Source organism: Streptomyces sp. BR1, from assembly GCF_052373795.1.
Classification (GTDB): domain Bacteria; phylum Actinomycetota; class Actinomycetes; order Streptomycetales; family Streptomycetaceae; genus Streptomyces.
In genome coordinates this window covers 7,204,315-7,228,654 of the sequence record NZ_CM126252.1, presented here as the reverse complement: position 1 = coordinate 7,228,654, position 24,340 = coordinate 7,204,315, and the positions used below count along the sequence as shown (strand labels likewise).

General features: G+C 70.1%; 19 protein-coding genes. 8 read left to right on the top strand and 11 right to left on the bottom strand.

Annotated features, from left to right (window positions below; genetic code table 11):
* Nucleotide 1: 1 nt before the first annotated feature.
* The 4 genes from ACT1U9_RS31950 to ACT1U9_RS31935 form a co-directional block, all read right to left on the bottom strand.
* Nucleotides 2-1,360 carry an ABC transporter permease gene (locus ACT1U9_RS31950; protein WP_444536108.1) on the bottom strand — a complete coding sequence of 453 codons (1,359 nt, stop codon included), beginning with the start codon at nucleotides 1,358-1,360 and terminating at the stop codon, nucleotides 2-4.
* The gene (locus ACT1U9_RS31945; protein WP_444536107.1) at nucleotides 1,357-2,346 is read right to left on the bottom strand and encodes an ABC transporter ATP-binding protein; all 990 of its coding nucleotides are present in this window, start codon (nucleotides 2,344-2,346) and stop codon (nucleotides 1,357-1,359) included. Before ACT1U9_RS31945 ends, ACT1U9_RS31950 begins: the two co-directional genes overlap by 4 nt.
* Before the next feature lie 160 nt (nucleotides 2,347-2,506).
* Nucleotides 2,507-3,424 (bottom strand): endo-beta-N-acetylglucosaminidase H, encoded by a 918-nt coding sequence (locus ACT1U9_RS31940; RefSeq protein ID WP_444536106.1) that lies wholly within the window; start codon nucleotides 3,422-3,424, stop codon nucleotides 2,507-2,509.
* 158 nt (nucleotides 3,425-3,582) lie between these two features.
* Nucleotides 3,583-6,045, bottom strand: a complete 2,463-nt coding sequence (locus ACT1U9_RS31935) for a collagenase (protein WP_444539306.1) — start codon at nucleotides 6,043-6,045, stop codon at nucleotides 3,583-3,585.
* Nucleotides 6,046-6,947: 902 nt separating this feature from the next.
* On the opposite strand from ACT1U9_RS31935, the gene ACT1U9_RS31930 reads away from it, so the two are divergent.
* A complete protein-coding gene (locus tag ACT1U9_RS31930; protein WP_444536105.1) occupies nucleotides 6,948-8,453 on the top strand; it encodes an extracellular catalytic domain type 2 short-chain-length polyhydroxyalkanoate depolymerase in 1,506 nt (501 codons plus the stop codon).
* An 89-nt stretch (nucleotides 8,454-8,542) separates the two neighbouring features.
* Nucleotides 8,543-9,793: a MalY/PatB family protein gene (locus ACT1U9_RS31925; RefSeq protein ID WP_444536104.1), complete on the top strand. Its 1,251-nt coding sequence runs from the start codon at nucleotides 8,543-8,545 to the stop codon at nucleotides 9,791-9,793.
* A 19-nt stretch (nucleotides 9,794-9,812) separates the two neighbouring features.
* Here the strand turns inward: ACT1U9_RS31925 and ACT1U9_RS31920 are convergent, their stop codons facing one another.
* The gene (locus ACT1U9_RS31920; protein WP_444536103.1) at nucleotides 9,813-11,786 is read right to left on the bottom strand and encodes a PE-PGRS family protein; all 1,974 of its coding nucleotides are present in this window, start codon (nucleotides 11,784-11,786) and stop codon (nucleotides 9,813-9,815) included.
* Nucleotides 11,787-11,806: 20 nt separating this feature from the next.
* Nucleotides 11,807-13,165 carry an MFS transporter gene (locus tag ACT1U9_RS31915; RefSeq protein WP_444536102.1) on the bottom strand — a complete coding sequence of 453 codons (1,359 nt, stop codon included), beginning with the start codon at nucleotides 13,163-13,165 and terminating at the stop codon, nucleotides 11,807-11,809.
* A gap of 155 nt (nucleotides 13,166-13,320) precedes the next feature.
* Here ACT1U9_RS31915 and ACT1U9_RS31910 point away from each other — a divergent pair, with 155 nt between their 5' ends.
* Nucleotides 13,321-14,277, top strand: coding sequence for an ankyrin repeat domain-containing protein (locus ACT1U9_RS31910; protein ID WP_444536101.1), 957 nt, complete (start codon nucleotides 13,321-13,323; stop codon nucleotides 14,275-14,277).
* A 10-nt stretch (nucleotides 14,278-14,287) separates the two neighbouring features.
* On the opposite strand, the gene ACT1U9_RS31905 is transcribed toward ACT1U9_RS31910, so the two are convergent.
* Nucleotides 14,288-14,896: a TetR/AcrR family transcriptional regulator gene (locus ACT1U9_RS31905; RefSeq protein WP_444536100.1), complete on the bottom strand. Its 609-nt coding sequence runs from the start codon at nucleotides 14,894-14,896 to the stop codon at nucleotides 14,288-14,290.
* Nucleotides 14,897-15,043: 147 nt separating this feature from the next.
* Between ACT1U9_RS31905 and ACT1U9_RS31900 the strand changes: the two genes are divergently transcribed.
* Nucleotides 15,044-16,186: an FAD-dependent oxidoreductase gene (locus ACT1U9_RS31900; RefSeq protein ID WP_444536099.1), complete on the top strand. Its 1,143-nt coding sequence runs from the start codon at nucleotides 15,044-15,046 to the stop codon at nucleotides 16,184-16,186.
* Nucleotides 16,187-16,263: 77 nt separating this feature from the next.
* Here the strand turns inward: ACT1U9_RS31900 and ACT1U9_RS31895 are convergent, their stop codons facing one another.
* On the bottom strand, nucleotides 16,264-17,202 hold the full coding sequence (locus ACT1U9_RS31895) for an SDR family oxidoreductase (RefSeq protein WP_444536098.1): 939 nt from the start codon (nucleotides 17,200-17,202) through the stop codon (nucleotides 16,264-16,266).
* Between the two features lie 123 nt (nucleotides 17,203-17,325).
* Here ACT1U9_RS31895 and ACT1U9_RS31890 point away from each other — a divergent pair, with 123 nt between their 5' ends.
* A complete protein-coding gene (locus ACT1U9_RS31890; protein WP_444536097.1) occupies nucleotides 17,326-17,892 on the top strand; it encodes a TetR family transcriptional regulator in 567 nt (188 codons plus the stop codon).
* 15 nt (nucleotides 17,893-17,907) lie between these two features.
* On the opposite strand, the gene ACT1U9_RS31885 is transcribed toward ACT1U9_RS31890, so the two are convergent.
* Nucleotides 17,908-18,495, bottom strand: a complete 588-nt coding sequence (locus ACT1U9_RS31885) for a cysteine hydrolase family protein (protein ID WP_444536096.1) — start codon at nucleotides 18,493-18,495, stop codon at nucleotides 17,908-17,910.
* A 74-nt stretch (nucleotides 18,496-18,569) separates the two neighbouring features.
* Here ACT1U9_RS31885 and ACT1U9_RS31880 point away from each other — a divergent pair, with 74 nt between their 5' ends.
* Together ACT1U9_RS31880 and ACT1U9_RS31875 are read left to right on the top strand one after the other, a co-directional pair.
* A complete protein-coding gene (locus tag ACT1U9_RS31880; protein ID WP_444536095.1) occupies nucleotides 18,570-19,553 on the top strand; it encodes a GlxA family transcriptional regulator in 984 nt (327 codons plus the stop codon).
* 83 nt (nucleotides 19,554-19,636) lie between these two features.
* Nucleotides 19,637-20,662, top strand: coding sequence for an alcohol dehydrogenase catalytic domain-containing protein (locus tag ACT1U9_RS31875; RefSeq protein WP_444536094.1), 1,026 nt, complete (start codon nucleotides 19,637-19,639; stop codon nucleotides 20,660-20,662).
* A 97-nt stretch (nucleotides 20,663-20,759) separates the two neighbouring features.
* On the opposite strand, the gene ACT1U9_RS31870 is transcribed toward ACT1U9_RS31875, so the two are convergent.
* Nucleotides 20,760-22,346, bottom strand: a complete 1,587-nt coding sequence (locus tag ACT1U9_RS31870; protein WP_444536093.1) for an alpha/beta hydrolase — start codon at nucleotides 22,344-22,346, stop codon at nucleotides 20,760-20,762.
* Nucleotides 22,347-22,523: 177 nt separating this feature from the next.
* Here ACT1U9_RS31870 and ACT1U9_RS31865 point away from each other — a divergent pair, with 177 nt between their 5' ends.
* The gene (locus tag ACT1U9_RS31865; protein WP_444536092.1) at nucleotides 22,524-23,321 is read left to right on the top strand and encodes a phosphotransferase; all 798 of its coding nucleotides are present in this window, start codon (nucleotides 22,524-22,526) and stop codon (nucleotides 23,319-23,321) included.
* 4 nt (nucleotides 23,322-23,325) lie between these two features.
* On the opposite strand, the gene ACT1U9_RS31860 is transcribed toward ACT1U9_RS31865, so the two are convergent.
* Entirely contained in the window at nucleotides 23,326-24,225 is a 900-nt protein-coding gene (locus ACT1U9_RS31860; protein WP_444536091.1) for an oxidoreductase, read from the bottom strand.
* Between the last annotated feature and the right edge of the window lie 115 nt (nucleotides 24,226-24,340).

The following is a 24,340-nucleotide window of genomic DNA, read 5'->3' as shown; positions in this document are numbered from 1 at the left end:
GTCATCCCTTCGGGGTGGCGGAGAGCAGCTCGACATTGCCGTCGAACTGCCAGAGCGGATTCGGCGCGTCCCCGGTCGAGGTCCGCACCAGGAAGTAGCCGTTCACTTCCTTCGGCCCGTCGCCGTCGGCCACGAACCGCCCGTCCGCGGCGACGTCGAGCTGGTAGACGGCCTGTCCGGTGGTCTCGATGCCGGGGAGGTGCCAGGAGACGACGCAGCGCCAGTCGTTGCCCGGCCCATGGGCGCCGGAACTGACGTTGCCCTTGGTGCACGCCGCCGTGGCCTTCAGCTGCGCCTCGGTGACGGCAGGACGGTTGAGCTCCTCGGTCTGGGTGCGATAGAGGTGGGCGAATGCCGTGGCGACCGAGCGCTGCACCTTCTCCTGCTCGATGCCGGAGCCGGTGGCCGTCGTGGCCGCGGCGACGACGGCCACCGTCCCGGCGAGCAGCCCGGCGAACGGCAGGACCGCGACGGTGAGCGCGCGGCGTCCCGGGCCGTCGTGCGCCGGGTTGGTGAAGTCGCGCCGTACGAAAAGGAGATAGGCCAGGGCGGTCGCGCTCGCGGCCCACAGCAGGGCGACCGCGACGCCGATCAGGAGCGGGCCGCCCTGCACCGGGCTGGTGAACAGGCCGTTCCAGGCGATGAACGCGTAGCCGGGCAGGGCCAGGCGTACCGCCACGGGCAGCGGCAGTATCTGGGCGAGTTGTATCGCCAGCGCGACGAGCACCGGCAGCAGCAGCCCCATCGGGGAGCGGCCGAGGGCGACGGACCCGAGCAGCCCGATCGCGGCGAGAGCCAGGGTCGGGGCCAGCACGCAGACCCAGGCGAGCAGCACCTTCCAGGCGGCGTCCGACGGAGTCAACGTATGTCCGTCGAAGCCGACCAGCGGATGATTGCCGACCGCCGCGAGCCCGCCGACCGTACTGGAACAGGCAAGCCCCACCACGAGCAGCACGATGACGGTGAGCCCGGCCAGCGCCTTCGCCGCGAAGATCCGCCGGGGCGAGCGCACCGCCACGAGAAGGTGGCGCCAGGTGCCGAGCCGGTCCTCGGAGGCGAACACGTCACCGGCGATCACCGAGGTGAGCAGAGGGAGCGCCCAACTGCCCGCGAAACCGAGCGTCACCAGCGGTCCGGCCCACCCGGTCGCGTGCATCCAGCGCCCGAAGAGCGTGTCCGTGGGGAGCGTGCTCTGCTGGGCCACCGCGGCGACGAAGACGCCCGGCACGATCCAGCAGGCGAGAACCAGCAGGCGTACGCGCCACTGGGAGACGAGCTTGACCAGCTCGAAGCGGTACGCGCGCACCACCGGGACGCGGCGGGCACCGGAAATAGGACGGGCAGCGACGGCCACGGTCATCGTCCGGCCTCCTGCGGCTCGGTCCGCTGCTCCGGTAGCCGTTCGACCGGTTGCTCGGTGAGGGGCTCGGTGAGGGACAGGAACGCCGTTTCGAGCGGCGAGGCCACGGGGGCGAGTTCGCGCAGCGCGATACCCGCGTGGACGAGCCGCTTCACCAGCTCGTCGAGGGCGGGCACCAGAGCGCGCACCACGAGCACATCGGGGTCGTGCCGTCCCTCGGCGTCGTCGACGGTCCGGATCCCGTCCGTCTCGGCCGCCAGCCGACGGGCGGTCGGCGGGTCGGAGGTGAGCAGCCGGTAGTCGAGTTCACGGTTCTCGGCGGCCAGCTTCCCGAGCGGGCCGGAGAAGACGACCCTGCCGGTGGCGAGGATGGTGACCTCGGAACACAGTGCTTCGACGTCGTCCATGCGATGACTGGACAGCACGACACTGGTGCCGTTCGCCGCGAGCCGGGTGAGGACACCGTGTACATGTCTTGTGCCAGCCGGGTCGAGGCCGTTGGCCGGTTCGTCGAGTACGAGCAGTCGGGGTTTGGTGAGCAGGGCGGCGGCGAGCCCGAGCCGCTGGCGCATGCCGAGGGAGAAGCCGCGGGTCCGGTCGTCGGCGACATCGGTGAGCCCGACCTCATGGAGCACGGCGTCGATCCCCGCTGTCCGCGCGTCGTGGCCACGCAGGGCGACCAGCGCGGCGAGGTTCTGCCGGGCGGTGAGCGAGGGGTAGAGGCCGGGCCCGTCCACGAAGCCCGCGACACCGTCGGGCGCGGCGAGCCCCCGCCCGACCCGCGTCCCCAGGATCTCCAGCTGGCCGCTGTCGGCGAAGGCCAGCCCCAGCAGAAGCCCGAGCAAGGTCGTCTTGCCCGCGCCGTTCGGTCCGACCAAGCCGTGGATCTGACCCTGCGCCACCTCCAGATCGACGCCGTCGAGCGCGATCACCTCACCGAAACACTTGGTGATCCCACGAGCCTGGAGCGCCAGCAGTGAGTCCATGAGCCCCTTCTTCCGGGAGTATCCCCAACAGAACATAGGGACGGCACACGAAGTGGGCAGGGGCTGCCAGTTGAAGGACGAGGGAACGGAAGGCGACCGTCATCCGACGCGCTGCCGGCGAACGGGCTCTTGAGCCGGTCCGGGCAGACCCACTCCCCACTCAGGGGGTGTACACCGCGTCGCTTCCGTACAGCTGCCGGGTGAAGGCGGAGACATAGGTGTGCCGGTCCGAGCCGTCCAGGTTGTACGTCAAGTAGACACCGTAGCCGCCGCTGACGGTCCGCCTGGCCAGGCTCGCCGCGGTGCTCGACGACGTCGAGCCGAAGTCGATGGCGGCCGGTGACAGGTTGGCCTTCGGCAGGGCTATGTCGGGCACACCCCAGGTGCCGTAGTACGGGTTCCAGGCGTAGCTGAACTTGGACGAGATGTCCACGCCGCCGTAGGACAGCCTCGACGCCGACGGGCCGATGTTGTAGAGCGAGATCAGCTTGTCCGGCATGGCGTCGCGCAGCGCGGAGACCAAGTACACGAACGAGCTGTCGTTGGGCTGGCCGGTGCCGTTGTTGCCGTATTCGGCGTACTCGTCGTCGAAGTCGATGCCGTCGAGGCCGTACGCGCTCACGGCGTCGGACAGCTGCTTGGCGAAAGCCGAAGCGGCCGCGCTGGAAGGGAAGTTCGCGAACCCGGCGCCCTGGTGGTTGCCGAGCACGGACAGCATGACCTTGATGCCCTTCGCCTGGAGCGGGCGGATCTGGGTCGCCGCGTTGTCGAGCACGCGCTGCACGTTCGGGTTGAAGTACAGGTACGCCGACTCCTTGGCGGTGTCGTAGTTGATGTTGGCGGCGAACACCACGGCGATGTCGAAGACGTTGCCGCCGCCGTTGGCCAGGCGGTACTTGCCGACGTTGAGCATGCTGTCGCTGTTCACCTCGATGTAGGCCACCGAGGTCGGCCCCCGCTTCTTCGCCGCGGGTGCCCCCGCCGCGGAAGTGGTCGCCGTAGCGCCGACCGCGAGTGCCGCGGCGGCCAGGAGTGCGAGTGCGGTCGCCCGTGCTGTGCTACGGCGTGATGTGCGCATTGCCGATCAGCCTCCCGTCGCAATGGCTTGGGCACCCACTCCGGCCCGACCGGAGCGTGACATACCGCGGACCGGCCTGGATAGAGGGCCTCGCGCACTCGCCCGCCCGCGCAGGCGGACGGGCGAGGCGCGGCAGATGGGCTCCCGTCGGGGAGGGCTCAGTAGGCCGTGGTGACCGTGACGCCGCTGAACGCCGTCTGCGCGTACAGGCTGATGTACCGGTATCCGGCGGTGGTGTTGGTGACAGTGATGCTCTCGGTGTTCCCGGTGTTGGTGGAGCGGGCGGTGTTCGCCGACGGGGTCGCCCAGGTGTCGGGGTTGTAGTACAGGTCGGCGTTGCCCGTGCCTCCGGCGGTCGTGATGTGCAGGGTCACGGTGCCGGCCGGCAGGTAGAGGTACAGGTAGTCCAGGTCGCCCGCGTTGGCCGAGCGGCCGGAGCGGGAGCAGTTCTGGCCCAGGGCCCGGGTGTCGGCGCCGGTGCAGGTCGGCAGGGCGCCGGTGAGGGTCACGGACTTGGTGCCGGTGGAGGTCAGGCCCTTGGCGTCGGTCACGGTCAGGGTGATCGTGTACGTGCCGGGGGCGGTGTAGGTCTTGGAGGGGTTGGTCGCGGTGGACGTGGTGCCGTCGCCGAAGTTCCACGAGCGCGCGGTGATCGTGCCGGCGGTGTCGGTGGACTTGTCGGTGAGGTTCACCGTCAGGCCGTTGACGGCGGCGTCGAAGGCCGCGGTCGGTCCGTTGCCCGCAACGCCGCAGGCTCCGGCGGCACACGCGTCGAGCCAGGTGTTGAAGTCGGCGTCGTAGCGGGTGCCGATGCCGGTGTTGTAGACCGCGTATCCACCGGCGTAGTCACCGGTGCGGAACTTGGCCAGCATGTTCTGTACGTCGGCGGGGTGCTTCTCGACCATGTAGCGGGTGGCCAGGTAGCCCCACGGGTAGGTGCGGGTCAGGTCCGAGTTGGCGTAGGTGCTCTGCCACAGGGTGCTCAGTGCGTAGGTGTGCTGGGCGGCGTCGGCGATGGCCTCGGTGTCGGGCAGGCCGCGGTAGCTGTACGAGACGTACTCGGCGAAGCCCTCGATCCACCAGATGTCCGGGACGGCCTGTCCGGCGTTGAAGTCGCCGGCCATGTCGTAGCGGCCGTCGAGGTAGTGCGTGTACTCGTGGTTGAGGTTCCAGATGTCGCCGGGGAAGCCGTCGCCCACGCTCTTGACGTAGGAGAGGAAGCGGGCCTGGTTGGCCGGGTCGGAGGGGTTGCCCTCCAGGTACTCTCCCCCGTTGTTGGTGCTGTTGCCGAAGATCCAGCCGGAGTACGTCTGGTAGTCCTTGGGGCTGGCGAACGTCACGATCTCGATGTTCGCGTTGTGGTCGTCGGCGACCGGTCCGTTGTCCTTGACGATGCTGTGGAAGTACGCGTCCTGGCCCTGGAGGCTGGTGCAGGCCGCGGTGAGGGCCGCGTTGGTCAGGGACTGGGCGCGGAAGGTGTGGGCGGCGTCGCAGTGGTACGTGATCGGCAAGGCGGCGGCCGTGAGCTGGGCGGCGAAGTCGCAGGTCCCGTAGTACGAGCACTGGGCCTTGTCATTGGCGTCGGTCATGGCGGCGACACCCACCCACAGGGGCGCGGTCGCACCGGTGATGGCCGAGTCACCGAGCAGGCCCTTGGCCAGCGGCCTGACCTTCGCCTGCAGCGCGGGGGTGTCGAGGAAGCGCGCGGTCTCGGTTCCCGCGTTGGAGTCGAGGTAGAACCAGTTGTCGTTCAGCTTGGACAGGTGGTTGTGCGCGAACGTGCTCAGCGTGTCGATGATGCTCGGATCGGCGGTCACGGCCGTGATGAACGCCGGGTTCCAGTGGCCGCGGAAGATCGGGGTGAACACGTCGTTGACGGCGGTGTCCATGCTCCAGTACGCGTCGTAGGAGCTGTTGTAGCCGTTGAGCACCTTCTGATACGTCTTCAGATAGCGGGCCTGCTCGTTGGCGCTGTCCGTCAGGATGATGACCTCGCCCATGACGTCACCGTTGGCGGAGCTGACGTCCATGAAGTGCGAGGACGCGAAGAAGGTGTCCAGCGCGGCCTCGGTCGCCGCGGCGAGGGTCGCGCCGTACGGCCCGACGTCGGAGGCGTGGTTGTACTGCACGTAGTACCCGGCCCGCAGGAACAGCACGAGCTGCGCCACGTGGGTGGAGTTGTCCCCGGGGTACGTCTGCGCCGTGTTCTGGAACGCGTTGGCGACGGTGACCATCTGCGCCTCGCGGAACGCGTTGTGGGCGTCGGTGCCGGTCACGGCGAACAGGGTGTTGACGCAGTCCGTCGTCGACGCCTGGACGAAGGCGACGAGCTCCGATCCGCTGCGGCTGCCGAAGTCGGCCGGGGTGCAGGAGGCCGCGGTCAGGCCTTTCCCGTGGCTCAGCTTCGACGGGGCGGTGCGGGACGGGACCGGGTTCTGCGGAGGCCGGTGCGTGGCGTCGACCGGGGTGCGGCGCTCGTCCGCGCGGTCGGACACGGTCGCGGCGGAGCCGACCGGCGGCGGGGCGGCGTGTGACTTGGGCTGGGCCGCTCCGGCATTCACGGGCCGCGGGGCCGACCCTCGGTGATCGTCCGCGGCGGCGCGGCCCGCCTGCGCGAACATGGCTATCGACAGGCACAGCGCGAGCGCGAGTATGAGCAGGCCGCCGAGTCTTCCTCTTGGCCGTATTGGTCGTACTGGTGGGGTGTTCACGTGCCGCCTCCCAGCGGAGTGAAAGCCGCGCTGCGACGCGCGGCGGTGGGGGATCCCGCAGGTTGCCGGGTCCGCCCGGGCCCGCCCCTGTACGTACGGGCGCGTCCGGGCAGGCTCCGATAACCCGCGGGCCGTGCTGATCCGTTGGCTTGAACGCGACTTGCGGTGGTCGCAGCCGTAAAATTGCACATGTCACATGGCTTGTGAAGGGAGCGCGGGTAAACCGGCGGCAATTCCTGGCAGTTGGGGGTCTGCGGAGGCCGCCTGGGGCAGCTGTTAGGAGGAGGAACAGGGTGAGGGCTGTCAGATGGGGCATGGGCAGCCATCAACCCGCAACTCACACGATCCGTGGTGCAGATGGGGTCGGTTGCGCGACGACGCCCCTCGACCCGGCACGGGGACGGACCCTGCCGGGCCTCCGGGCCGCGCGGGCCGCGCGGGCCGCCACAAGGTCCGGGACCGGGCGAATCATCCTTAACTCCGGCTCATCCACGAGGACTTGAGCCAGCACCTCCCGCATCGGCGCGATCAACATGCTCATGCGTCAGCAGATGATCGTGGCGGGTCGCGGTCTGGGCCGCTGAGTGCTGCCGGGTCCGGACCCGGACTTCCAGTCGGGCCACCGCGCTCGGTGACGGAGCGGACCAGTCTGGGCGGCGCGCGACTATCGGGCCCTCTCCCACGGTGATTGACCGCAACGGTGACGCCCACCACCCAAAGCCCGTCGAATGTGTCGCGCCCCCACGTCGCAACGCCCGCTGACCGCTCCCACACTTGCGGCACCTGCCCCCACGCGTACTTGGAGCCCGCACATGCATGACATGAAGTGGCGCCGCGTCAGAAGTCTCCTCGTGGCGGCCTCGGCGGCGATCGCCTTGGCCGTGAGCCCAGTTGCTGACGCCGTCGCGGCCGTCCCCGCCCCCACCCAGGGATCCTTGCAGCCCCTCAGCATCGACTCGGTCTATGCGTCCGGGGTTTCGTCCGGCGGGTTCCTGGCCAACCAACTGCACGTCGCGCACTCCGAGATCTTCAAAGGTGTCGGGATCTTCTCCGCGGGACCGTACGACTGCGCGCAGGGCGGACTCACCACCGCGTTGTACGCGTGCATGGACACGCTCCTCCCCCGTAAGACCCCCGCGCAGCTGGAGCAGGAGACGCGCGACCGGGCGGCGTCCGGCGGTGTCGACCCGGTCGCGAACCTGTCCGGCGCCCCCGTCTGGCTCTCCCACGGCAGCTCCGACAAGACCGTGGACCGTACAGTGAACGACGATCTCGCCACCTATTACCGCGACTTCGGCGCCAACGTCTCCTACGACACCGCGTCGAGCGCCGGGCACGCCTGGGTCAGCCCGCTCGGCGAGGTGTCCTGCACCTCGACGGCGTCTCCGTACGTGAACAACTGCGGGGGCGACCCCGAAAAGGACATGCTCACCCACTTGTTCGGCAGCGTGCGGCCCGCCACCACGACCGCGCTGACCGGCAGACTCGTCCAGTTCGACCAGAACGCGTACGCACCCGGCCAAAGCGCCTCCGCGGTCAGCATGGGCAACGAGGGATTCGCCTACATTCCGCAATCCTGCGCGACGGGTACGTCGTGCAAGCTGATGGTCGCCCTCCACGGCTGCTACCAGTACTACGGCCTGATCGGCGACAAGTTCATGGCCGAGGCCAACCTGAACGAGTACGCCGACACGAACAACATGGTCGTCCTGTACCCCCAGGCCACCACCGCGAGCGACAACCCCCGCGGCTGCTGGAACTGGTGGGCGTACGGCGGTGACACCCACTACGCCGAGAAGAGCGGCCGACAGATCACCGCGATCACGAACATGGTGAACGCGATCGCCGGACCCCCCACCGCACCGGCGCTCCCCGCCCCGACCGGCGTCACCGCCACCGGCACCACCACGAACTCGATCTCGTTGACCTGGAACGCCGTCGCCGGCGCGGCCTCGTACAACGTGTACCGCGACGGAAGCAAAGCCAACGCAGCCCCGCTCGACGGCACCACCTACACCGACAGCGGCCTGGCCTCCGGCACCGCCTACACCTACACCGTCGCCGCCGTCGAAAACTCCGGTACCGTCGGCGCCCGTTCAGCCCCCGTGACAGTAACGACCACGACAGCGACAACACCCCTGCCGAACTGCTGGACCACCGACAACGTCTCGCACAACCTGGCCGGGCGCTCGTACTTCATCGGCGACCAGAGCTACGCGATCGGCACCGGGCAGTACATGGGCCCCCACACCTCGACAGCCGTCAGCAGCCTGCACCTGCGCTCGCCCGGCTCCTGGGAGGTCGTACCGCACTGCTGACGAGAGAGCGGGCCCGCGGTCACCGCATCGACACTCCCGGGCGCTTGCGTCGAGATCGAGATGACGGTCAAATACTGAAGGTGACTGCCATGGGTGGACGCGGCTCCACACACGCCGGGACCGAAGAGTGCTCAAACCCTCTCGAAGAGCTTTCGCTCGACCAGCTCCGTCGGCGCAGGAGCATGAAGTGGCGCACGTATCCGGCGGATGTCCTGCCCCTGTGGGTGGCGGAGATGGACGCCCCGCTCGCGCCGCCGGTCGCCGACGCGCTGCGCGAGGCCATCGACGCCGGTGACACCGGGTACCCCGCCGGAACCGAGTTCGCCGAGTCGGTGGCCGGCTTCGCCTCACGGCGCTGGAAATGGGACGGACTGGCGGTCGACCGCACCGCCCTCGTCCCGGACGTGATGATGGGCGCGGTCCAGGTGCTGCGACTGATCACCGACCCCGGCGACCCGGTCATCGTCAACTCCCCTGTGTACGCGCCCTTTTACGCCTTCGTCACCCATGACGACCGCCGGATCGTGGAGGCACCGCTCGGGCCGGATCTCCGCATCGACCCGGACACGCTCGACGAGACGTTCCGGCGTACCCGGGAACAGAGCGGCACGGGAAAGATCGCCTTTCTCCTCAGCAATCCGCACAACCCCACCGGCACGGTTCACACCGTCGAGGAGCTCGCCGCCGTGGCGGAGCTGGCTCGCCGGTACGGAATCCGGGTCGTCGCCGACGAGGTCCATGCCCCACTCGTACTGCCGGGCGCCGACTTCACGCCCTACCTGAGCGTGCCCGGGGCCGAGGACGCCTTCTCGCTCATGTCGGCGACCAAGGGCTGGAACCTCGCCGGAATCAAGGCGGCGCTCGCCGTCGCCGGACCCGAGGCCGCTGCCGATCTGCGCCGGATCCCCGAGGAGGTCCACCACGGCGCCAGCCACCTGGGTGTCATCGCCCATACGGTGGCCCACCGCCACGGGGACCAGTGGCTCGACGCGCTGCTGGCAGGGCTCGACGCGAACCGAACCCTGCTGGGGCAGCTCATCGCCGCGCACCTGCCCGGAATCGGCTACGCCAGACCGGAGGGGACCTACCTGGCCTGGCTCGACTGCCGATCCCTCGGCCTCGCCCCGGAAGACGGCTCCACGGACCTCGCGGTCGTCACCGACCTGGCCGGCCCCGCACAGCTGTTTCTGGAGCACGCCAGGGTGGCTCTCTCCTCCGGCCACATCTTCGGAACGGGAGGAGCCGGGCACGTCCGCCTGAACTTCGCCACCTCCCAGTCGGCCCTCACCGAAGCGATCACGCGAATGGGACACACCGCCGCCGCCCGCCATACGCGCTAGCCGAACGAGCCCCGCCTCGTCATGGTGTGGCACTGGCCGAAGGGGCGATCCGCTGGAGCATCTGTTCCATGACGGGGAGGGGCAACTCCGGGTGCTGGGCGGCGATTTGTGCGGTTTCGGGGTCCCGCAGCAGCCGGATCAACACCCCGGCGGGCAGTCCGGTATGCCGGGCGGCCGCGTCGCGTACGCGCTCGTGCGGGTCGTCGAGCAGCCGAACGGCCGACTCGGGTGTCAGCCGTGGGTCGGTCGCGGCCCGGTGCCGTACTTCCTCATCTCTGTCCCGGCTGAACCTCTCCACCAGATCCGCCGTCGACTCCGGGTCGTCCAGGGCCAGTTGACGCATCCGTGCGTTCGGGTCGTCGGCGTACCGGAGGAGGTCGCGACGGGGGAAGTTGGGGTGGCCGTGGGGGCGGTCGGGATTGCTGAGGCTGCCGGTCCACCACTGCCACACCCGTAGCAGCATGTCGGCGGGCGCGTCGTCGCAGGATTCCGCGAGGAAGAGCTGGACGACACGGTCGTCGTCGCGGGCGAGGAGTTCGACGACGTCCGGCGGAAGGTGCCGGGCCCGGGCGACGCTTCTGCGTACGAGGGGGTGGGCGGAGGCGGACAAGCGGCGCATGGCAGCGGGATCCTCGTGCAGTGCCATGACCCAGTCGAGTGGGTAGGAGTGGACGCGCGGGTCGAAGTCGATGGGGATGTCCGCCCGCTGTTCCTCGGTGAGGTCGGAGCGCCGGGCCACCACGGAACGGACGCTCTGGTCGGGGTCCCGGGCGAGGAGGCCGACCAGGTCCGGGGCCAGATGCGGGTTGCCCGCGAGGGAGCGGCGCTGGGCCGGTTCGCCGTGGTGGGCCAGGTGGTCGGCGAGGCAGCGCTCCAGGCGGCAGGTGTCCACCGCGCGGTCTTCGAGTCCTCCGGCCTCGAAGACCGACCGGGGCATCGGGTGCTCCTGGTGGTACTGGAACAGCGCCTCGACGCGGACCTTGTCGGAGGGGTCGTGGAGAAGTTCGCGTCGAGCCGGAGTGTCCAGATGAGGCCAGGCCCTCGGGCAGGCCGAGGCCCGTACGGACGCATCGTCGTCAGCGGCCAGGGCGGTCACCATACGTATGGGCAGTCCGTCAAGGCGAGCCGCCTCCTGGCGCACGTGGGCGCTGGGATCGGCGACGAGCTGCTCGTACGCGGTGTCGGTGAGCTGGGCGCGCCGATCCGCCGCGAGCAGGGTGAGGATCCAGCGGTGCCGGGGTTCCCCCTCGCCCAGGATCAGACGAGCCCACTGCTCGGCCGTGAGGTACGGGTGGACTTCGGCCAGCAACTGCCGCACCTTGCGGTCCGGGTGGACGATGGCCGCCTCGACGACCGCCGTCGGCAGACGGCGCCACAGGAGGTAGTGCGACAGCCCCAGGAGGCGGGCACGCAGGTCATCGGGGGTGGCCGGATTGAGCGCCAGCCCGTGCGCCCACATCTCACGCACCCGCTCCGACGGCACCGGCCCCTGGAACAGCGATGCCCAAGCAGCTGCCGCCTCTTGCGGGCTCTCCTGACACGCCGCCCGAGCAGCTGCCTCCTGCCACTCCCGAACGTGGTCCACAGCGATCAGCCAGACCTCGTCCTCTTCAGTGGTCACCCCCAGCAAGGTGTCCCCGTCGATGGAGAGGGTGACGAACTCCGGCTGCCCGGGCCGCTCGTCCAGCACCCCGGCGAGGTCCCACTGGTCCATGAGCCGCACCCGCGTCCAACTCCTGGGCACACAGCCTGTCCCGTCGCCCGCGACGTCGATGAGGAAAACACCGTCCTCACCGAGGATCCCGCGCGCGGTCGCCAGTCGGTGCCACTGCGCATTGAGCTCGGTGACCAGGTCAGGTTGGTCCGCCCTCACCTTCACGGTCGGCATCGCTTCACCGGCGACGACCGGTCGCCACGCGGCCCGTGGCGGCAGTACGTCCTCGGTCCGCCCCTCCCCCGCGATGTGCAGCCCGGCTCGCTGCAACGTCTCCATGAGCTTGTGTCTCCCACCCGTCATGAGAGCTCATCCTGCCCGAGTCTGTTCCCTGCCGGGTCGGCGCCGTGGCCCAGGGTCTCGCCCTGGTCCGCCTTCGCGTACCCGGCCGGCCCGGCCTGTTCGGGGCGGCGTGTGCGGACCGGGGTGAGCAGGGCCAGCACCGCGGTGAGCAGGCAGCACGCTCCGGCTATGAGACACACCGCGTCCGTGCCGTACCGCTGCGCGGCCCAGGTGAGGACGGCCGCGCCGATGGGGGCCGCCGAATAGTGGATGGTCCAGAAGGCCGAGGTGACCCGGCCGAGCAGGTGGTCCGGAGTCACTTCCTGGCGCAGCGACATCGAGCAGGTCCCCGACACGCTGACGCATCCGAGGAACGCGGCAGTCAGGGCCGCGATGCCCGCCACGCTCGCGGCCGAGCCGATCGCCGCCAGGGCGAGCCCGCACACCGCGACGCCGCCGGTCCAGGTCACGCCGAAGCCGAGCCGGTGGCGGATCGGGGCCACGAACAGCGCCCCGACGACCGTGCCCAGAGCGCCCACCGCGAAGACGGTGCCGACCGCGCCGTCGCCCTGGCCGAGGTCGTGTTTGAGGTGATAGATGATCAGGTCGTTGAGGCCGAGCGTCAGAAAGCTGAAGACCGACAGCAGAAGCGTCAGGCTCCGCAGCACCGGATGCCGCCGCAGGAACGACACCCCGGCGGCGAACTCCTTGCCGATCGACTCCCGTTGCGGGCTCTGAGCCGCCGCGCCATCGGACGGTTCCGCGCGGTCCTTGAACCGTACGAAGCTCAGGCAGGCGGCGGATACCCCGAAACTCCCCGCGTCGACGGCGACGGCCGCCGCCGGGCCCAGCCAGGCCGCCACCACGCCCGCGAGCAGCGGCCCGACGACTCCGGCCGCGGCGGCCGTCGCGTTCAGCCTCCCGTTGGCCTCCGTGATGCGGTCGCCCGGCACGAGCGCCCGTACGGCGGTGACATACGTGACGGAGAACAGCATTCCGACGGCCTCGGCCAGCGGAAGGACCACGTACAGCAGCCAGATCTGCAGGCCGAGCGCCCACGCCAGCGGTATCAGCGCGTACAGCACCAGACGGACCAGATCGCAGACGATCAGCAGCTTCCTGCGGTCCAGCCGGTCGACCACGACCCCGGCGAACACCCCCGCACCGACCGCGGCCGCGCCCGCAGCGCCGGTCAGCAGACCCATCTGCGCGACCGAACCCGTCGCGTGCAGCACCAGCAGCGGCAGCGCGATCAGGGCGAACGAGTCACCGACCACGGACAGGGTCTGCGCGGCCCAGAAGACGCCGAAGTCGCGGTCGCGCCACAGCGAACGCGAGCGGGCCGACAGGGGCTCGTCACCGGGGAGTTGAGGCATTCGGGGAGGGTAGTACGCGACGTACGCGAAGTCCCGGCATTTTCTCCAGCCTCATGCGGCCCTGGTGGGGCCGGGGCGTTGTCAGACCCGTGTGCGAGCGTGGGGGTGTCGGGACTCGTACGGAGCCCTTCGGGATCACTGTTGGAGGGGGCACGGTGACAGCGCAGGACGACGGCTGGACCGGTATGGGCTGGGACTGGACGAACCACGACGACATCCGTCAACGCCTCGACCGGGGCGCCGACCCGGAGTCATGGAGCGGAGGGCGACCCCTGCACCGTGCGGCGGTGCTCGGCTCCGCGGAGGTTGTCGCGGAGCTGGCCCGGCGGGTGGCGGACGTGGACGCGCTGGAGAACGGCGTAACGGCGTTGTGGGAGGCCGTCGTTGCCAGGCAGCCGGACAGCGCACGGGCCCTTGTTGCCGCCGGGGCCGATCCGTGGCGACCGTCGATCGCGGGCTGGTCACCGGGGCGGCTGAGCCTGGCCGGGCCGACGCCGGGGCTGTTCACCGTGCCGACCGGAGAGCGCCTGACCGATACCGAGCGCGCGGCGGCCGAGGAGGCCGCGCGGCTCATCGGGGCGCTGGGCAGCTTCCACTACGAAGGCACGGGTCTGGCCTGTGTGGCCGGGATCGACGCGGCCGAAGCCGTACGCCGCCTGGAGGCGACGCCGGCGCGGGACGAGGCTGTCGACGAGGTGTTGGAGGATCCGTACGCGTACGAGATGGACGAGATCCTGCCGATCGTCGGTGTGACGTCCGTGCCGGGTGGCTGTGTCGTGACCCAGCCATGGGGGTACGCGCCGCAGATGCCGGGCGTGCTGACCCGGCTGTCCGCCTGCACCGTCTGCTACGGCCTGTACGCCAACCCCAAGAGCGGCAACCAGGGCAGCATCACCCGCGACGGGTCCATAGACGGCTGGGATCTGCATCCGGGCGGTGGTCCCGATGCGGGCGACTCCCGCGAGGAGGTCCTGGCCTCCTACCTCTACCAGTACAACGCGGTGGCCTTCTCGTGCTCCTTCACGGGGTTGCGGCTGACCGATGCCCGCGCGGTCATCGGACCGCCCGACCTGTGGGTCCGGCTGCCACCCCGCGACTACTGGAGCCACTGACCGGCGAGTGTCAGGCGACAGCGCCCCACCCCTTCTCCAAGAGGTCGAAGGCACGTGTGACGGCCTGGCGGGGATCCTCGCAGCCGCGCGCGGCGCGGGGCGCCTCCAGGGCGAAGTGGGCCAGGGCGGCGCAGACCGGGTCGTCGGCCGGAAGTCCGCTCTCCTCGGCGATCACGCGCGCGAGGGCGTTCTCGTGGCGCAGCCACATGCCCTGGGCGTAGTCACGCAACGCAGGGGTGCTGTCCACGAGTTCCACGAACGCGCTGAAGTCGGCGTCGCTGTCCACGGCTGCGACGCGGTAGCGCAAGGCGTGCTCGCGCAGGGCAGCGGGGATCGACTGGCCTGCGGGTCGATCGCCTACGGCGGCGAGCAGACGGGCTTCCTGGTGGGCGTCTTCGTCGAAGACGAGTGCCTCTTTGACCGGGAAGTGCTTGAACAGTGTCGTGGTGGACACATCGGCGGCGTCCGCGATCTCGCGGATGCCGACCTGCTCGTATCCGCGCTCAAGGAAAAGCCGCAGAGCGGCCTCGGCCAGGGCTCGGCGGGTGGCCGCCTTCTTGCGTTCGCGACGGCCCTCGGGGGCCTTCGCCGGGGCGCCGGGCGTGGTGGTCTCGCTCATACCAGGACCGTACACCTTTGGGTTGCTCAACTTCAAAAGTTGAGTCGTTGCACTTATTGAGTCGGTGTGCTCTTCTGGAGTAGCGGCAGCCTGGCACAGTCCGGCTCTTCCGCGTCCTCTCCCTCTGCCTGAAAGGTTCGCTCAGCCATGCCCACTCCCCGCATCGCGATCATCGGCGCCGGCCCCGGCGGTCTGACCTGCGCCCGCATCCTGCAGCAGCACGGCATCACCGCGGCCGTCTACGACCTGGACGCCTCCCGTAACGTCCGCAACCAGGGCGGCACCCTCGACATGCACCCCGACTCCGGCCAGCACGCCCTGCGCGAGGCCGGGCTCTGGGACGACTTCCTCGCGCAGGCCCGCCCCGAAGGCCAGCAGATGCGCCTGGTCAGCCGCGACGGCCGCATCCTGTTCGACGCGGTCCCGCCCGAGGCCGACACCACCGAGGGCAACCCCGAGATCGACCGCGGACAGCTCCACGACCTCCTCCTCGACTCCCTCAAGCCCGGCACCGTGCGCTGGGGACACAAGCTCACCCGCGCCGAACCCCTCGGCGACGGCACCCACCGCCTGCACTTCGCCGGCGGCAGCACCACCGACGTCGACCTCCTCGTCGGCGCGGACGGCGCCTGGTCCAAGGTCCGTCCCCTGCTGTCCGACGCGACACCCCGCTACACCGGTGTCACCTTCGTCGAGACCGGCCTCGACGACGCCGACACCCGCCACCCCCGCCTGGCCGAACTCACCGGCAACGGCACGATGATGGCGCTCGACGACAATCAAGGTTTCGTCGCCCAGCGCAACAGCGGCGGCCACATCCGCATCTACATCGGCATGCGCATCACACAGGACTGGCACGAGCAGGCCGGTCTCGCCCTGACCGACACCGCCGCCGTCCGCGAGGCACTCCTCAATAAGTTCACCGGCTGGAGTCCCGACCTGCTGGGCTTCATCACGGACACCGACACCGGCTACATCAACCGGCCCCTGTTCGCCCTGCCCGTCCCCCACACCTGGACCCGCACCCCCGGCGTCACCCTCCTCGGTGACGCCGCCCACCTCATGTCCCCCTTCTCCGGCATGGGCGCCAACCTCGCCATGCTCGACGGCGCCGACCTCGCCCGCACCCTCATCGAAGCCCCCACCATCGACGACGCCCTCCGCGCGTATGAAACCGTCCTGCTGCCCCGCTCCGTCCAGGCAGCCGAAGGAGCCGCGGAAGGCATCGACAGTGCCTTCGCCCCCGACAGCGCCGCCCAGACCCTCGCCCACATGACCCAGCGCCGCTGAGTCGGCGCCTCGGAGCCATCGGGACGCACGCAGCCCCCGCCCGCGGATCGGGCAGGGGCCGGACAGGGATGTGCTGGTCAGGCGGTACGGCCGTGGAAGTAGTGCCCCTTCTCCAAGTCGTCGATGAGCCCCGGTCGCGTCGGCTGCCACCCCATCAGCTCGCGGGTCAGCGTGCTAGACGCAGGGCAGTCGTACGCCAGGAAGTCACCCAGCCAGCCGAAGTGCGCGACGGCGTCCTCGGGAGCGATGGAGACCACGGGCACGTCGAGGTGGCGGCCGATCACCTCGGCGACGGCGCGCAGCGGCACGCCCTCGTCGGTGACCGGGTGCAGCGTCGAGCCCGCCGGGGCGTTCTCCAACGCCAGCCGGAACAGATGGGCAGCGTCGAGCCGGTGCACGGTGGGCCAGCGCGCGCTCCCGTCACCGACATAGCCGGAGACACCCTTGCTCCTGGCGACGTCGACCAGCGTGGCCATGAAGCCCGCGTCCCCCGCTCCGTACACGGTCGGCGGCAGCCGCAGGATCGAGGTGCGTATGCCGCGTGAGGCGAGTGAGAGCGTCAGTTCCGCAATGGCACGACGGCCTTCCGGTCCGGCGGCGATGTGCACGGTGTCGTACGGGTCGATGTCGTGTCCGTCCCGCTCGGTGTTCACGCGCCCCGGCACGAGCCCGGCCATGCCGGAGGCCAGGACGAAGGGCCGATCGGACCCGGCGAGTGCCTCGCCGAACGCCTCGACGGCGCGCCGGTCCGCCTGGAGGGCGCCCGCGAAGTCCCCCGTGAAGGCGATGTCGTGCTTGAACGCGAGATGGATCACGCCGTCCGAAGCGGCGGCCGCCTTGCGCAAGCCGTCGAGATCGTCGAGGGTGCCGCGGTGCACCTCCGCTCCGGCAGCGGTCACGACGGCAGCCGATGCGTCGGAACGTGCGAGCCCGACGACGTCATGACCTGCGGCAATGAGCTCGGGGACGACGGCGGAGCCGATCCAGCCGGAAGCACCGGTAACGAAAATACGCATGAGCAGACCTCCTGGTGAAGTGGCCGCGGGCAGGGTTGCCCGCGGCAACGACAGGTCAATGTCAGTCACTGACATCGACCGTAGCACTCGATGTCAGGCACTGTCATCGCATAAGATCCGGACATGGGTAGATGGCAGCCAGACGCACGCGGCCGGCTCGGACAGGCCGCCATGGAGCTGTACGCCGAGCGGGGCTTCGAGCAGACGACCGTGGCCGAGATCGCCCAGCGGGCGGGTCTGACGGAGCGGACGTTCTTCCGGCACTACGCCGACAAGCGCGAGGTCCTGTTCGGGGCATCGGGCGCACTGCAGGAGCTCTTCGCGAGCACCCTGGCCGGCCTTCCCCGATCCGTGGCACCGATGGACGCGGTGGCTACGACGCTGGAGGCCGTCGCCGCCGAGTTCCGCGACCGTCACGCGTTCGTCCGCCAGCGCCAGGCCGTCATCGCCGCCAACGCGGAGCTGCGGGAACGCGAGTTGGTCAAGCTCGCGTCCCTGGCCGCGACCATCGGCGACGCTCTGCGCCTGCGCGGCGTCAAGGAACCGGCCGCGAGCCTCGCCGCCGAGGCGGGCATCGCCGTCTTCAAGGTCGCCTCCGAACGCTGGACCGCCTCGACCGGCCACCGGGAGCTGTCGGACTTCCTCCAGGAGGCGCTCACCGAGCTCAAGGCCATAACGGCGGGCGCCTGAACGCTCCTACGTTCCCTACGAGCGGGCGGCCCCGACCAGGGCGTCGGTCGTCACCACCCGGGCGAAGCCCCCGCCGTGCAGCGAGACGGCACTCGCCCGGGCCAGTTCGTCGGCGGTCAGGTGCCAGCCGTTCGGGCCGGTCAGGTCGAAGGTGTGGGTGGCATCGAGGGCGACGAGCACGTCGTAACCCAGGTTGCCGCCCATATGGGCGGTGGTCTCCACACACATGTTGGTCTGGATACCGGTCAGCACGACCTGGGTGATACCTGCCGCCTTGAGCCAGTAGTCAAGGTCGGGGGTGCCATAGAACGCCGAGTTCACGGACTTGGTGACGAGCAGCTCCGGCCCGCTGCCCTTGCCCCGACGCTCCTCGACGTAGTCCTTGAAGTCGTTGCCCTCGTATCCGGTCCGCAGCGGCGAGCCGGGCGTCACGGAGTCGTGCCGTACGAAGACGATGGGCCGGCCTGTGTCCTGCCAGGCCGCGAGCAGGGAAGCGATGTTCTCGTCGGCGGCCGGGTTGTTGCGCGGGCCCCAGAACTCCGACTCCTCGAAGCCCTTCTGTACGTCCACCACTACCAACGCCGCGTTCTGTGTGATCTCCATACCCACGATCCTGCCGCTCCGCAGGGCCGGTTCACAGGAGACGGAAAGACAGCGATCGATGGTTTACTGCCAGCATGACCCGACCGGCACCGGCCCATCGCATCGCCCTGCTCGCCTTCCCCGGTATCCGGGCCTTCGACGTCTCGGTGATCACCGAGGTGTGGGGTGCGGACCGCACCGACCGCGCGGTGCCCGCGTTCGAGCTGCGCCGGGTGGCCGTCGGCCCCGACCCGGTACCGATGCGCGGCGGGCTCGCGCTCACCCCGGACCGCACCCTCGCCTGGCTGCCCCGTGCCGAGCTGATCCTGGTGCCGGGTCTGGACGACCATGTCACCACGGCGCCCCAGCCGATGCTCGCGGCGCTGCGCCGCGCCCACGCCCGGGGTACGACCATCGCCGCGCTGTGCGGCGGCGCGTTCACCCTCGCGCAGGCGGGACTGCTCGACGGCCGACGGGCACTGACCCACTGGGCGCTGGCCGATCTGCTGCGCGCCCGACACCCACGGGTGCGGGTCGAAGCGGACGCCCTGTTCGTGGAGGACGGCAATGTGTGGACGTCGGCCGGCACCGCCGCCGGCATCGACCTGTGTCTGCACCTGGTGCGCACCGCACACGGTGCGGAGGCGGCCGCGGCGATCGCCCGCTCCATGGTCACCGCACCGTTCCGGACCGGCACCCAGGCCCAGTTCATCGAGCATCCGACCCCGCACGCCGACCGCGACATGGACGCACTGGCCGAGGTACGCGCGTATGCCCTGGCGCACCTGGACGAGCCGCTCACCGTGGCCGCGCTCGCCGCCCGCGCGGGAATGTCGCCGCGCTCCTTCGCCCGGCACTTCGCATCGGCCACCGGGACCACCCCGCTGCGCTGGCTGCTCGGCCACCGCATCGCGGCGGCCCAGAAGCTCCTCGAACGCACCGACCTCCCCATGCCGGAGATCGCCCGCCGGTCCGGTTTCGGCAGCGAGGTCACCATGCGCCAGCACTTCGCGTCGCACCTCGCCACCAGCCCGCACGCCTACCGGACGTCGTTCGCCGCGCCGGGCCGGGCGGCTTGACCGGTAAGGCTCTCCGCTTCCTCCACTGCGTGCTTGCACCCTTTCCTGAAGGGCCGCAGAGAAGTCCCCGAGGAGCGCTGAGAATGAGTACGTATCGAGTGGTGCAAGTGGCCGCCGCGAACGGGCCGTTCGAGCTGACCGAGCGTGAGGTGGTAGCGCCTGGTTTCGGCCAGGTCAGGATCGCGGTGGAGGCATGCGGTGTCTGCCACACCGACGCCGTGTTCGTGAGCGGTGTGCTGCCGGGCATGTCGTTCCCCGATGTACCGGGGCACGAGATCGCGGGCCACATCGAGGAGTTGGGCGAAGGCGCTCGCGATCGGGGCTGGCGGATCGGCGACCGGGTCGCGGTCGGCTGGTTCGGAGGCAGCTGCGGACACTGCAAGCAGTGCCGGGAAGGCGACTTCATCGTCTGCCGGAACCTGAAGGTCCCGGGATGGGCGTACGACGGAGGGTTCGGCGAAAAGGTGATCGCGCCGGTCGATGCCCTGGCGCGCATCCCCGACGCGTTGGCGGCGGCCGATGCGGGACCCATGGCCTGCGCGGGCGTGACCGTCTTCAACGCCATGCGCCGCAGCGCCGCCCGGCCCGGAGATCTCGTCGCCGTGCTCGGCCTCGGCGGCCTCGGGCACCTCGGAGTGCAGTACGCCACCGCGATGGGATGCGAGACCGTGGCGATTGCCCGCGGCCCCGAAAAGGCCGGCTTCGCCAAGCAACTCGGCGCCCACCACTGCATCGACAGCACCTCCGCCACTCCGGTCGCCGAGGCGTTGCAGTCCCTCGGCGGCGCCAGGGTCGTACTGGCCACGGCCGGCAACTCCGCGGCCATCACCGCCACCATGAACGGTCTGGCGCCGCGCGGTGAACTGGTGGTCATCGGAGCCGACACCACGCCTCTGGACATCAGCCCGAACCAACTGATCACCGGTCTCCCCGTCATCCGGGGCCACGCGTCCGGCACCGCGCAGGACGTGGAGGACACCATGGCCTTCAGCGCCCTCCACAACATCCGCCCGATGACCGAGACCGTGCCACTGGACCGCGCCGAGGAGGCGTACCAGAAGATGCTGGCCGGCAAGGCGCGCTTCCGGATGGTGCTCACGACCACCTGACACCCACCCGCCGACCGCTACACGCCTCCCAGCACCTGGCCGACCGGGCCGGGTCGCCCGCTTCGGGAGCGGCTCGGCCTGACCGGAGGTCCCTGACCTACTTCGAGCAGATCTGGTCCTCGGCGGGCAGCTTGCCCGTGACGAGGTAGTGGTTGACCTTGTTGTCGACGCACACGTTCCCGTACATGCCGTAGACCGCATGCCGGTTGGCGCCCTTGAGGGTCAGCAGCTTGGAGCTCGGCAGCAGGCCGTGCAGGGCGACGGCGCCCTTGTGCGGGGTGCGCGGGTCGCCGGTGGCGGACACGATCAGCAGCTTGGCGTCCCGCGTCACCTGGGTGGGTTCCTCGCGGGGCCTGTCCCAGAAGGCGCACGGGCTGATGTTGTTGGTCAGCGCGCCGAAGCGCGGGTACGCGGCACGGGTGCGCTCGATGTCCCGCCAGTAGACCTCGGGATCACGCGGGGCCGCACGGTCCCCGCAGATGACCGCCGACTGCACACTCCCGTGGTGCGACTGCTCGCCGCTCGTCGTGAGCCGCAGGGTCTCCGCGAACTGGGGAGAGAGCCGGGTCGGCTGACCGGCCGCGGCTTTGTTCAGTACGGACATCTGCTCGCCGAGTGCCGCCCGGGACGTATCGGTGTCGCTGTCGACTCCGGCGAGCAGGACGAACGGGACCTGGGTGTCGTCGAGTTGGAAGGTGTCCGGGGCCGTCCCAACGGTCAGCGGGCCGCGCGCGGAGGTCTTGATGACATGGTCGACGGTGGCGAGGACCTGGGCGCGGGTGCTGCCGAGGCCGTAGGTGTCGTTGCGGGCGGCGGCCCAGGTGGCCCAGTCGGCGAGCGCCCGCTCGTTCTCGCCGACGGTGTCCTGGAGCAGCCGGGGGCCGTACTTGTACGGGTCGACGGCACCGTCCAGGACCATGCGGTCGGTGCGGCCGGGGAACATCTGGGTGTAGACGGTGCCCAGGTAAGTGCCGTACGAGTAACCGAAGTAGGAGATCGTCCTCTCGCCGAGCGCGCTGCGGATGACGTCCATGTCACGTGCAGTGTTACGTGTGTTGACGTGCGGCAGCACGGAGGCGTTGGTGGCACGGCACTTGGCGGCCAGTCCCTTCTGGAAGGTGACCTGGCGCTCGAAGCTCGCCCGGCTGAGACCGGCCGAGAAGAGATTGGTGCCGACCGGCCAGCCGCAGTCCAGCGGGGTGCTGCGGCCGACGAAACGCGGGTCGAAGCCGATGACGTCGTAACGCGGGCCGGCCTGCTTCATCCATGTACGGAATTCGGGCGGGGACTGGAGGGCACGGCCGCCGGGACCACCGTTGTTGAGCAGGATCGAACCGATGCGGTGGCGCGTGTCGGTGGCCTTGAGCCGGGATATCGCGACGGTGATCGTACGGCCACCGGGGTCGGCGTAGTCGAGCGGCACGCTGACGTCCGCGCACCGCACCCCGGCCTTGTCCAGGTCGCGGCCCATGCTGTCGTCCGGCCCCTTGGCGCAGCTGCCCCAGCCCGGGCGCTGGCCGTAGTAACGGTCGAGCCCGGCCCCGGACTTGAACGCGGTGGGCGCCGCCGTGGCCGTGACGGAGGGGGCCGCGCCGAGGCAGGCGGCGAGAGCGAGGCCGACGGCTGCGGCGGGGCGCAGTGCGGGGCTGGAAGTGATCACGAAGTCTCCTTGAGGTGCGGCCATTTGACGCCCGCCAAAGGGGGATCTCTTCGCCCTGTTCGGTATATGTCTCACACCGTCAGACGCTAAGTGGAACAACCGTCCCCACTCACTACCGCTGTCCCCCCACCCTCAGTGGGGCCACCCCCACCAGTGGTAAATGCGGCTGCACGAGCGGGCGGGCCGCGCTACAACTGACTCATGGACGACGAGCAGCGTTTGCCCGGCGGCAGGACGGTGGGAGCGGTGCGCCGCGGTGACGCGGTCCACCGGCCCGTCCAGCCGTGGACGCCCGCGGTGCACGCGCTGCTGCGCCACCTGGAGGCGGTCGGGTTGGAGGGCGCGCCCCGGGTCCTGGGACTGGACGACCACGGGCGTGAGGTCCTGACGCATCTCGACGGCGAGACGGCGGGCGAGGACCTTCCCTGGCCCGCCTGGGTGTACTCGGAGAGCGCGCTGAAGGACGTGGGCCGGTGGGCCCGGAAGCTGCACGATGCGACCCAGGCCTTCATACCGCCACCGGATGCACGCTGGCTCGCCGGGCAGACATGGCGGCCGGGCCTGATCATCGGCCACCATGACGCCGCCCCGTGGAACGCGGTCTGGCGCGACGGGAGCCTGGCGGGCTTCTTCGACTGGGACACCGCCGGCCCGTCGACGCGCGAATTCGACCTGGCCTTCATGGCGCTGACCTGGGTTCCCCTGCACGCGCGCGGGTTCGCCGAGCGGACCGGCTTCACCGCCTTCGAAGACCGCTCCCGACGGCTGCATCTGCTGCTCGACGCGTACGGGTACGAAGGCGACCGCTCGGCCTTCGGAACCGTAGTCGCGGCGCGGGCCAGGACCAACGCGGAGGTCATCCGCCGCATGGCCGCCGACGGCGACCCGGTCTACACAGCCCTGGAGCCGGTTGCCGCCGAGCTGGACCGGGCCGCCCGTGAAGTCGCCACACTGCCCGCCTCGTTCTGGCTGTGCCCGGAGGACGACGGTCCCGAGTAACCGATCAGGATGCGGTGCAGTCGACCGAATCGAGGAGTGCCAGCTCTTCCTCTGTCAACTGCAGTGCGCCTGCTGCCAGGTTGTCGATGAGGTGGTCCGGGTTGCCCGTTCCCGGGATGGCAAGGACGTGCTTGCCCTGGTGCAGGGTCCAAGCCAGGCGTACCTGCGACGGTGACACCCCATGCGTACGGGCGACGGTGAGGACCTGCTCGTGCTCGGCGTGGACGGCGCCCGCTTCGCGTCCCACGCCGGCGATCGCGAAGAAGGGCACGAACGCGATGCCCTGTGCGGCGCACGCGTGGAGCATCTCCGCGCCGCCGCGCGCGTCAATGCCGTACCGGTTCTGGACGCACACCACCGGTGCGATCGGCTGGGCCTGGGCCAGGTGGGCGGGGTGGGCGTTGGAGAGGCCGAGGTGGCGGACGAGTCCGGCATCACGCAGTTCCGCGAGGGCCCCGAAGTCCTCGCTGATCGAATCCTGTCCCATGACACGCAGGTTGACCACGTCGAGGTGGTCGCGGCCGAGCTGGCGCAGGTTCTCCTCCACCTGGCCGCGCAACTGGTCGGGCCGCGCCCGGTCGGTCCACTCGCCGCACGCGTCCCGTACGGGACCGACCTTGGTGGCGATGACCAGGTCGTCCGCGTACGGGGCCAGCGCCGAGTTGATCAGCTCGTTGGCCGAGCGCAGCCGGGAGAAGTAGAACGCCGCGGTGTCGATGTGGTTGACACCGAGGTCGACCGCCCGGCGCAGTACGTCGATCACCTGGCCGCGGTCGCGCGGGGTGCCCTGGTGGAAAGCGGCGCTGCCGGTCAGGCGCATGGCGCCGAACCCGATCCGGTTGACCATGAGGTCCCCGAGCAACCATGTGCCTGCGGCCCCCGCACGAACTGTCTCCGACGTCATCTCTTGCATCCACTCCTTTGGAACAGCCCTCGCCCCGTGACGGTTTGAAGCGCGGCAGGCGTGGAGTATGCCCAGGTCAGAGCGTCGACGAGAAGGCATCGGGTGGCAGAGGAAT